This window comes from Sphingopyxis sp. (genome assembly GCF_035565275.1).
Lineage (GTDB): Bacteria > Pseudomonadota > Alphaproteobacteria > Sphingomonadales > Sphingomonadaceae > Sphingopyxis.
In genome coordinates this window covers 1-8,814 of the sequence record NZ_DATMST010000070.1, presented here as the reverse complement: position 1 = coordinate 8,814, position 8,814 = coordinate 1, and the positions used below count along the sequence as shown (strand labels likewise).

Sequence of the window (8,814 nt, the reverse complement as noted above, 5' to 3'; positions counted from 1 at the left end):
AAAGGCGCGCCGCGTCGGCTGGAACGGGAGGACGGACTGCTGCATGAAATTCGCTTTGCCCAAAAGAAAACGACCGGCTCTGCCTGTTGGCGGAACCGGTCGTTTTTGAAAGCTGTTTCGGCTTTGGGTGAGAGAAGCTCTCCTTAGCCTTCGCCGGCTTCCGACCGGTATTCGCGGCGCTCCGCAATACGCGCCGATTTACCGGTGCGGCCACGAAGATAGTAAAGCTTCGCACGACGCACGGCACCCTTGCGGATGACGGTAATCGAGTCGATGTTGGGCGAATAGAGCGGGAACACGCGCTCGACACCTTCGCCGAACGACATTTTGCGCACGGTGAAGTTGGAGCCCATGCCCTTGTTCGAGCGTGCGATGCACACGCCTTCGAAATTCTGGACGCGGGTGCGTTCGCCTTCGACCACCTTCACGCCGACTTTCAGCGTGTCGCCGGGACGGAACGTCGGAATGGTCTTTGCTGCCTTGGCAATTTCTTCGGCTTCGATCGTCTGGATGAGGTTCATGTCCTCTGGTCCTTTTCTTTTCGCCGCGCGCCAGAGGCAGGTCGGGCCCGAGCGCCCTCATGGCGCTCCCAAAGGTCCGGCCTGCGTAACCGTGTATGATCTTCCGCCTGTTGTTTCCGCCAGGCTGCGATCTTCGCATGATCCCCCGATCGCAGCACTTCGGGGATCGTGCGCCCTTCCCAGTTAACGGGTCGGGTATAGTGCGGATATTCGAGCAAACCGTTTTCGAACGATTCGTCGTCCCCGCTAGAAGCCGCGCCCATTACGCCGGGAAGCAGGCGAATGCAAGCGTCGAGCAGCAGCAGCGCCCCCATCTCGCCGCCCGACAGGATGATGTCGCCCATCGACACTTCTTCGATCGGCCGCGCGTCGAAGATACGTTCGTCGAATCCCTCGAAGCGTCCGCAGAGGATGATGACCCCCGGACCCGCCGAAAGCTGGCGCACGCGCGCTTGCGTGATCGGCGTGCCGCGCGGGGTCATCGCAAGGATCGGAAGCTCGGTATGCGCCGCCACAGCATGGTCGATCGCGGCACCGAGCACGTCGGCCTTGAGCACCATCCCCGCGCCGCCGCCCGCGGGCGTATCGTCGACGGTGCGGTGCTTGTCGGTCGCGAAGTCGCGAATCTGCACCGGCGCGCAATGCCATGTCCCGCTTTCGAGCGCGCGCCCGGCGATGCTGTGCCCCAGCGGGCCGGGAAACATGTCGGGATAGAGCGTCAGGGGAACGGCGGTGAAACTCATGGCAGCGGCTCCCATAGCGCGTCGGGGAGCAGGTGGCGATCCTTGTCCAGTTCGGCGCGCAGCCATTCACGGAAGCGTTCGATCTTGCGTACCCCGACCCTGTTTTCGCGGTGGACGAGATAATGGGCGGTTCCGGGTTGATAGAGGGCGTCGAAAGGCCGGACCAGCCGCCCCGCGTCGAGTTCGGCGCGCCAGAGCAGCGGCGTCATCAGCGCGATGCCGTAGCCGCCCTGCACGGCGCTCGCTTCCTGAAGCTGGCTGTCGAGCTCGATACCGCGGCGTTGCGGTGGGGGAACGGTATCGACGCCCGCGGCGGCGAACCAGCCGGCCCACCATGGATCATTGGGCGCGAGCCGGTCAACATGCAGCAGATCTTCGGGGCGCTCGATATGGTTGGCCTTCAGAAAGGCCGGCGCGCAAATCGGGGTGATGTGGCTGCGATACAGGAAGTCGGCGCGAAGGCCCTGCCAGTGCCCGCGGCCGACGCGAATGGCGACGTCGATGTCGGTGGCGTCGAAATTGACCAGTTCGTTGTTCATCGACATGCGTACCGCAAGATCCGGATAGGCGAGCTGGAAGCCGCCGATACGCGAGCTGAGCCAGGTACCGCCGAAGGTGGTCATTGTGTCGATCGTCAGCACGTCGGCCTCGTCGCTGCCCAGGGCGGCAAAGGCGTCGCCCATGGCGGCGAAGGCGCCCGATATCGCAGGGAGCAGCCGCTGCCCCGTTTCGGACAGGCGCACCCGCCCCTTTTCACGCACGAACAGCGCGCGGCCGAGCCGGTCCTCCAATTGGCGGACCTGATAGCTGACCGCGGCCTGCGTCATCCCGAGTTCTTCGGCCGCGCGCGAGAAATTCTGCAGACGGCCTGCGGCTTCGAAGGTACGCACGGCGGCAAGAGGCGGCAGCTTGGGCATGGCGCCTTATAAGGCGAGCTTATGATATGATCTACGCCTTTTGTTGGCGGCGCGGCGCGCGAGCGTGCATTTATCGACCATCAGCGAAAGGAGATGAACGATGAAAGACGAGCAGTTCATGCGCGTTTGGAATGACGGCCACGATCATTTCAGTGCCGATATCACCCGCGCCATCAAATGGCTTGCGACCCCCTTTCGCCGCCTTGGCGAATATATGGGTCCGGCGAGCGCGCCCGGCGAAGACAGTTTCTTCACCCGCGCCGCGGCACGGTGCGGCATGGCCCCGCGCAGCCGTGCGCGCTGACATCCTTGCCGGAGGCCATGACGGACCGGGGTGAGGCGTCCCTTGCAAAGCCTCACCCCGAACCGCCTCAGGATCCTTCGGGTGTGACGACGCGGAGGCGGAGCGCCTGCACCGTCAGGGGCGCGGTCGGCGCGAGCAGCAACAGACCGTCGAGCTGACCCCTGTCGCAATCGAGCCGGAAGGCGGTCGACATCGCGCCCATCGGGGCGAGCGGGGCGGCGGCGGGACATTCGCCGACTTCCCCTTTCAGCCTTGCGAATTCGGCGGTCCAGTTCCGGGCCGAACGATCGAGCAAAAAATTCATCGCGAGCTTGCCGTCGAGCGGACCGAGATTGCCCGCGGCATAGGCGGCACGCACGGCGCCGAACATTTGCGCGATGCCGGGCGATACCGGAACGGCGCGCGTTTCGAGCAACCCTGCTGCATCCATCAGCACCGCAGTGTCCCACGACGGGCCCGAGGGGCCGGCATAGGTGCGGTTCGACAGCGCGAAGACGCCGACGCCATGGTCCGCCATCAGCATCACATGGCTGCCGTATCCCGGATAGCCGCCGCCGTGCGCCAATGTCAGGCCGAGGTCGCAATCCTGCGCGACGCGCCAGCCCATGCCATAGGCGGCGGCCTGCTTGCATGCGGTCGCGCCGCTCGCGCCGATGCGGTTCGCGACCGAGACGAAGTTCAGCCCCTGCGCGATCTCGCGTACCGTCGACCTTTTTACCGGGCCGGTGTCTGCATCGTCGCGCGCGGGCCATGCAGAGAGCAGGAAGGCGACCCACTTCGCATAGTCGTTCGCGCTGACCTGCAGCCCGCCCATGCTGTTGAACGCGCCGTCGATCATTTCGGGCTCGGGCGACCAGCGTTCATTTTCCCAGCGATAGCCGAGCGCGTAGCGTGCCTTCGGGGCCTTGGGCGCGTCATAACCGCTGCTCGTCATGCCGAGCGGCGTCAGGATCGTCTGCCGGACATAGTCGGTGTAGGGCATGCCCGACGCGTTGGTGATAATCCGGCCGAGCAGCGCGTAGCCGAAGTTCGAATATTCGTGCTGGCTTTGGGGCACCCGGCTGAACGGCACGCCCGCCGCGATCATTTTCGCGAACGCATCGTGCGGCAAGACCTGTTGCCGGTCGCCCCACGGATCATCGGTGACGAAGCCGCCGACATGCTGGAGCAGGTCGCGGATACGGATGCGCGGGCTGTCCGTCGTCGGATAGGTCCAGCCTTTCATCTCGGGCACATATTGCTCGGCGAGGTCGTCGAGGCGGAGCTTGCCGTCGTCGCGCAGTTTCAGGATCGACAGCGCGGTGAACGCCTTGGTCATCGACGCGATGCGGAACAGGCTGTCGGCGGTCACCGCGCGCTTGTCGGTTATATTCTGGACCCCGATGCCCTTCACATAGGCGAGCTTGCCGTCCTTGACGATGCCATAGACGACGCCGGGGACATGCTGATCGGCCTGAAATTTTGCGAAGAGCGCGTCGATTTCGGGCACGAGCCGGTCGAGGGTTTCGGGAGCGGATTGCTGTGCGATAGCGGGACTGGAGGTGCCAAGGATGGCGGCAAGAACAAGACCCGATTTCATGCGCATTACGACCCTCCCCGAAAGGATGACGCAACAATTCCCTGTTCGTCACCCCGGACTTGATCCGGGGTCCCGCTCTGGAGGTCAACCCCGCTTCGGTTTCCGGGACACCGAAAAGCGGGGCCCCGGGGTGGCGATTAAAGGATGGGAATGTCCGTTATTCGACGAACGCCCCGTTTATGGTGACGCCGTCGTCGTTCCACGCCGGCACCGCCTGCGCGGTCATCGGGACCATGAAGCGCTTGCGGTCGGGTTTCTCGATTTCGAGGATGTCACCCGCGCCGAAATTTTCGACCGCGGCGACATGACCGATCGCGGTGCCGTCGGTTGACATGCACGGCAGGCCGATGAGGTCGTGGTGGTAATATTCGCCTTCGCCGAGCGCAGGCAGCGCCGAACGCGGAACCGTGAGCACGGTGCCGCGCAGGGCTTCGGCGCCGCTGCGGTCGGTGACCTCGGCAAAGGTCGCGACCGCGCCCTGATTGGCGGGACGCACCATTTTCAACGTCAGGCGGCGGTCGCCCGCGTCGAAAACGGAAAAGGCGCGGAGAGCCTCCGCGCCTTCGCCGAACAGTTTGAGACGCACCTCGCCCCGCACCCCGTGTGCGCCGGCGATGGCGGCGAGGGTGACGGGGCGGTTTGCGTCGGCCAAGGCTTAACCTTCGGCCTTTTCTTCGCCGGCTTCTTCAGCAGGCGCTTCTTCGGCAGCAGCTTCTTCAGCAGCCGGAGCGGCCGGAGCTTCTTCGGCCGGGCCGCCTTCGGCAGCCTGTTCGGCCATCGCGGTCGCGTCTTCGGCGGTGGCATCGGCCGGGGTTTCGTCGGCGACGGCTTCGGCGACGGCTTCGGCGGTCGCTTCGCTCTTCACCGAACCGGTTGCGTCCGACTCGGCAGCTTCGGGAGCGGCGGCTTCTTCAGCGGCGGGCGCTTCGGCGGCAGCTTCTTCAACCGGAGCAGCTTCTTCGACCGCTTCGGGTTCGGGCGCCGGAGCGGCGGCAGCGGCTGCTGCGGCTTCTTCGGCGTCAGCCAGCTTCTGGGCCTTTTCTTCGGCGCGTTCCTTGGCCTTTTCGCCCGGGACTGCCTTGTTGGGGTTGTTGCGCGCGGCGCGTTCCTTGATGCCGGCGGCGTCGAGGAAGCGGGCAACGCGATCGCTCGGTTGGGCGCCGACGCTCAGCCAATGCGCGGCGCGTTCGCCGTCGAGCTTGACGCGCTCCGGATTGTCCTTGGCGAGCAGCGGGTTGTAGCTGCCGATACGCTCGATGAAGCGGCCATCGCGCGGGCTGCGCGAATCGGCGACGACGATCTTGTAATAGGGGCGCTTCTTGGAGCCGCCGCGCGACAGGCGAATGGAGGTAGCCATGATATTTTCCTTCAGAGTTTAACGTTCAAATTCAGGTGTAATTACTTCTTTTTATTCATCAAATTGGCGAGTTCGGGCGGGATCGACCCGCCTCCGCCGAGGCCGGGGAGGCCGCCGCCGCCCATACCGCCCATTCCGGGAATGCCGCCGCCCTTGCCGAACAGCGCGCCGAGGCCCTTGAGCCCGCCCATCTTGCGGATTTTCTTCATCGCGCTGGCCATTTCCTGGTGCATCTTCAGCACCTTGTTGACCTGCTGGACCGTGGTGCCCGACCCGTTGGCGATGCGGATCTTGCGCTTCGCGGTCAGGATTTCGGGCTTCGCGCGTTCCTTGGGGGTCATCGAGCCCATGATCGCGTCGAAGTGGATGAGCATCTTGTCGTCGGCGGCGCCCGCCGCCATCTGCGCCTGTGCCTTCTTGATGCCCGGGATCATGCCGGCGAGTGCACCGAGGCCGCCCATGCGGCGCATCTGGTTGAGCTGGGTGCGGAGATCGTTGAGGTCGAACTGGCCCTTGGCCATCTTCGCCGCCATCGCCTCGGCCTCTTCGGCCTGGATCGTTTCGGCGGCGCGCTCGACGAGGCTGACGACGTCGCCCATGCCGAGAATGCGGCCTGCGATGCGCGAGGGCTGGAAGAGTTCGAGCCCGTCGAGCTTTTCGCCGGTGCCCGCGAACTTGATCGGCTTGCCGGTGACCGCGCGCATCGAGAGCGCGGCACCGCCGCGCGCGTCACCGTCCATGCGGGTGAGCACGACGCCGGTGAGCGGCACCTGATCGGTGAAGCGCTGCGCGACCTGCACCGCGTCCTGCCCGGTCAGGCTGTCGACGACGAGCAGGGTTTCGGCGGGGTTCGCCGTGCGCGACACCGCCTGCATCTCATCCATCAGTTGCTGGTCGACGTGGAGACGGCCCGCGGTGTCGAGCATCAGCACGTCAAAGCCCTGCAGCTTTGCGGCCTGGAGCGCGCGCTGCGCGATCTCGACCGGCTGCTGGCCCGCCACGATCGGCAGGGTCGCGACGTCGATCTGCGTGCCGAGGACGGCAAGCTGTTCCTGCGCGGCGGGGCGGTTGACGTCGAGCGACGCCATCAGCACCTTCTTGCGCTCTTTTTCCTTGAGCCGCTTCGCGATCTTCGCGGTCGTCGTTGTTTTACCCGAACCCTGCAGGCCGACCATCATGATGACGGCGGGCGGGGTGACGGCGAGGTCGAGCTCGGCGGTTTCGGAACCGAGCATTTCGGTCAGCGCGTCGCTGACGATCTTGACCACCTGCTGCCCCGGGGTGACCGAGCGCAGGACATTCTGGCCGATCGCGAGTTCGGTGACCTGGTCGACGAAGCTGCGCACGACGGGCAGCGCGACGTCAGCCTCGAGCAGGGCGATTCGCACTTCGCGCATCGCGGCGCGCACGTCGGCCTCGGTCAGCGCGCCGCGGCCGCGGAGCTTCCCGAAAACATCGCTCAGCCGGTTTGACAGACTGTCGAACATGGCGCCTTCAAATCCCTTCTCGTCCACCGCAACGCAAAACACGCCGGTGAGCGAAACCTCGCCAACCAGCGGTATCCGTGGACAGTGTTTCCGTCGCGGATGTCGATATGCCCGAACGCAAGATGCGCGCGGACGCGGCGGCCTCTACACAAATATGCGGATCAAGGCAAGCCGGCGCGGGCAGCGGCCACTTAACGCAAATTTCACCGCTTCGCGCGCATGAGGCGGCGATGGTGGGGGAAATTCATATGGCAATGATCGCGGAGCGGCCCGACCGCAGCGAGGGAGCGAGGCGCGACATCGTGGCGGGCGGCATCATTGTCGCCGCCATCCTGCTGTTCGTCGGTACGGGCAGCACCGTGATGCAGGCGGTGGTGAACACGCTTGTCGGCCTCGGCGGCGGTCCCGACCGGGTGCTCGCCGCGACGCTGGTCCTGAACGTCGCGCTGATCCTGTTCGGCTGGCGCCGCTATGAAGACCTCAACCGCGAAATTCGCGAACGGACCGAAGCCGAGCAGCGCGCGCGCTACCTTGCCGACACCGATCCGCTGACCGGTTTTCTCAACCGGCGGGCGCTGCTCGCCGCCGGACAGCGGCAGATCGCGAAGGCCGTGGCCGAGAAACGCCAGGTCGCGCTGTTCCTGCTCGACCTCGACCATTTCAAGACCGTCAACGACATCCACGGTCATGTCGCCGGCGATCGCGTGCTGCAGGTCGCGGCCGAGCGCATTTCGGCGATCCTGCCGCCCAATGCGACCAAGGCACGGCTGGGCGGCGACGAATTCGTCGCGATGCTCGTTTTCGAACCCGCCGCGCGCGCCAACATCGACGCGCTCGCCGCCGAACTCGTCGCGGCGCTCGACAATATGATCGCCCACGACGGCCAGCATATCCGTATCAGCGCATCGCTCGGCGTTGCGCTGGCCGACGATGCGAGCGTGACGATGGAAACGATGGTTCGCCAGGCCGACATCGCCATGTATCACTGCAAGGGCGAAGGCCGGAACCGTCATATCTGGTTCGAAACCGGCATGGAAATGGCAGTGCAGGTCCGCAACCAGATCGAAACCGGCATCCGTGACGGCATGCCGCGCGGCGAATTCATTCCGCATTTCGAACCGCAGGTCGACATTGCCACCGGCCGCTTGCTGGGGTTCGAAATGCTGATGCGCTGGGAATCGCCCGAATACGGGATGATCCCGCCCGAACGCTTCATCCCGATTGCCGAGGAAAGCGGACTGATCGGCGAGCTGTCGCTGCAGGTGATCCGCGAGGCGATGGAGGTCGCCAAGCGCTGGGACCCGTCGATCATGCTCGCGGTCAACATCTCGCCGCAGCAGCTGAAAGATCCGTGGTTCAGCCAGAAGCTGACCAAACTGCTGGTCGAGGTCGGCTTCCCGGCAGCTCAGCTCGAGGTCGAGATCACCGAAAGCTCGCTGTTCGAAAACCTGCCGCTGGTTCGCTCGATCGTCACCAGCCTCAAGAATCAGGGCGTGTCACTCAGCCTCGACGATTTCGGCACCGGCTACAGCTCGCTGTCGCATCTGCGGGCCCTGCCCTTCGACCGGATCAAGATCGACCGCAGTTTCGTCGCCGCGATGCGCGGCAGCCCCGATGCACAGGCGATCGTCGTCGCGATCGTGCGGCTCGGCGAAAGCCTCGCCATGCCGATCACCGCCGAAGGCGTCGAGGACGAGGCAACCGCGATCGAACTGACGCGGCTGGGCTGTTCCAAAGGACAGGGCTGGTATTTCGGCCGCGCCGCATCAGCCGCCGAGACCGACCGCCTGCTCGCCGAACGCGACCTGCTGCGCGCGCAGGAGGAAGCCGGTAATCATGCTTCGATCGCCCTTCCCTTGAGTGCGAAGAGACCGCGCGGCCGCTTCTGGATGAACAGGATGATGAG

At 65.2% G+C, this 8,814-nt stretch carries 8 protein-coding genes and 1 pseudogene; 2 read left to right on the top strand and 7 right to left on the bottom strand.

What is annotated here, in order from left to right:
- Positions 1-143: 143 nt before the first annotated feature.
- Genes rplS through VN047_RS05140 form a run of 3 tightly spaced genes read right to left on the bottom strand, consistent with a single transcriptional unit; the run spans position 144 to position 2,181 of the window.
- Positions 144-521 carry a 50S ribosomal protein L19 gene (gene rplS / locus VN047_RS05150; protein ID WP_037513643.1) on the bottom strand — a complete coding sequence of 126 codons (378 nt, stop codon included), beginning with the start codon at positions 519-521 and terminating at the stop codon, positions 144-146.
- The gene (gene trmD / locus VN047_RS05145; protein WP_325540691.1) at positions 518-1,264 is read right to left on the bottom strand and encodes a tRNA (guanosine(37)-N1)-methyltransferase TrmD; all 747 of its coding nucleotides are present in this window, start codon (positions 1,262-1,264) and stop codon (positions 518-520) included. The genes rplS and trmD overlap by 4 nt, the downstream gene beginning before the upstream one ends.
- A complete protein-coding gene (locus VN047_RS05140; protein ID WP_325540689.1) occupies positions 1,261-2,181 on the bottom strand; it encodes a LysR substrate-binding domain-containing protein in 921 nt (306 codons plus the stop codon). Before VN047_RS05140 ends, trmD begins: the two co-directional genes overlap by 4 nt.
- Before the next feature lie 100 nt (positions 2,182-2,281).
- On the opposite strand from VN047_RS05140, the gene VN047_RS05135 reads away from it, so the two are divergent.
- Positions 2,282-2,485, top strand: a complete 204-nt coding sequence (locus VN047_RS05135; RefSeq protein WP_325540687.1) for a hypothetical protein — start codon at positions 2,282-2,284, stop codon at positions 2,483-2,485.
- 67 nt (positions 2,486-2,552) lie between these two features.
- On the opposite strand, the gene VN047_RS05130 is transcribed toward VN047_RS05135, so the two are convergent.
- From VN047_RS05130 to ffh, 4 genes and pseudogenes are all read right to left on the bottom strand, one after another.
- Complete coding sequence (locus VN047_RS05130; protein WP_325540685.1) at positions 2,553-4,070, bottom strand: serine hydrolase domain-containing protein; 1,518 nt, start codon at positions 4,068-4,070, stop codon at positions 2,553-2,555.
- Between the two features lie 151 nt (positions 4,071-4,221).
- On the bottom strand, positions 4,222-4,716 hold the full coding sequence (gene rimM / locus VN047_RS05125; RefSeq protein WP_325540683.1) for a ribosome maturation factor RimM: 495 nt from the start codon (positions 4,714-4,716) through the stop codon (positions 4,222-4,224).
- Between the two features lie 228 nt (positions 4,717-4,944).
- Positions 4,945-5,421, bottom strand: a pseudogene (gene rpsP / locus VN047_RS05120) (30S ribosomal protein S16); the annotation flags it as partial.
- Positions 5,422-5,462: 41 nt separating this feature from the next.
- A complete protein-coding gene (gene ffh / locus VN047_RS05115; protein ID WP_325540681.1) occupies positions 5,463-6,908 on the bottom strand; it encodes a signal recognition particle protein in 1,446 nt (481 codons plus the stop codon).
- 248 nt (positions 6,909-7,156) lie between these two features.
- Between ffh and VN047_RS05110 the strand changes: the two genes are divergently transcribed.
- On the top strand, positions 7,157-8,814 hold a 1,658-nt coding region (locus tag VN047_RS05110; RefSeq protein ID WP_325540679.1), incomplete at its 3' end, for a putative bifunctional diguanylate cyclase/phosphodiesterase.

What these genes read in the sequence shown, in the direction of transcription:
- VN047_RS05140 (WP_325540689.1), bottom strand. Translation starts at nt 2,181, where the DNA reads ATGCCCAAGCTGCCGCCTCTTGCCGCCGTGCGTACCTTCGAAGCCGCA.
- rplS (WP_037513643.1), bottom strand. Translation starts at nt 521, where the DNA reads ATGAACCTCATCCAGACGATCGAAGCCGAAGAAATTGCCAAGGCAGCA.
- VN047_RS05130 (WP_325540685.1), bottom strand. Translation starts at nt 4,070, where the DNA reads ATGCGCATGAAATCGGGTCTTGTTCTTGCCGCCATCCTTGGCACCTCC.
- VN047_RS05135 (WP_325540687.1), top strand. Translation starts at nt 2,282, where the DNA reads ATGAAAGACGAGCAGTTCATGCGCGTTTGGAATGACGGCCACGATCAT.
- trmD (WP_325540691.1), bottom strand. Translation starts at nt 1,264, where the DNA reads ATGAGTTTCACCGCCGTTCCCCTGACGCTCTATCCCGACATGTTTCCC.
- ffh (WP_325540681.1), bottom strand. Translation starts at nt 6,908, where the DNA reads ATGTTCGACAGTCTGTCAAACCGGCTGAGCGATGTTTTCGGGAAGCTC.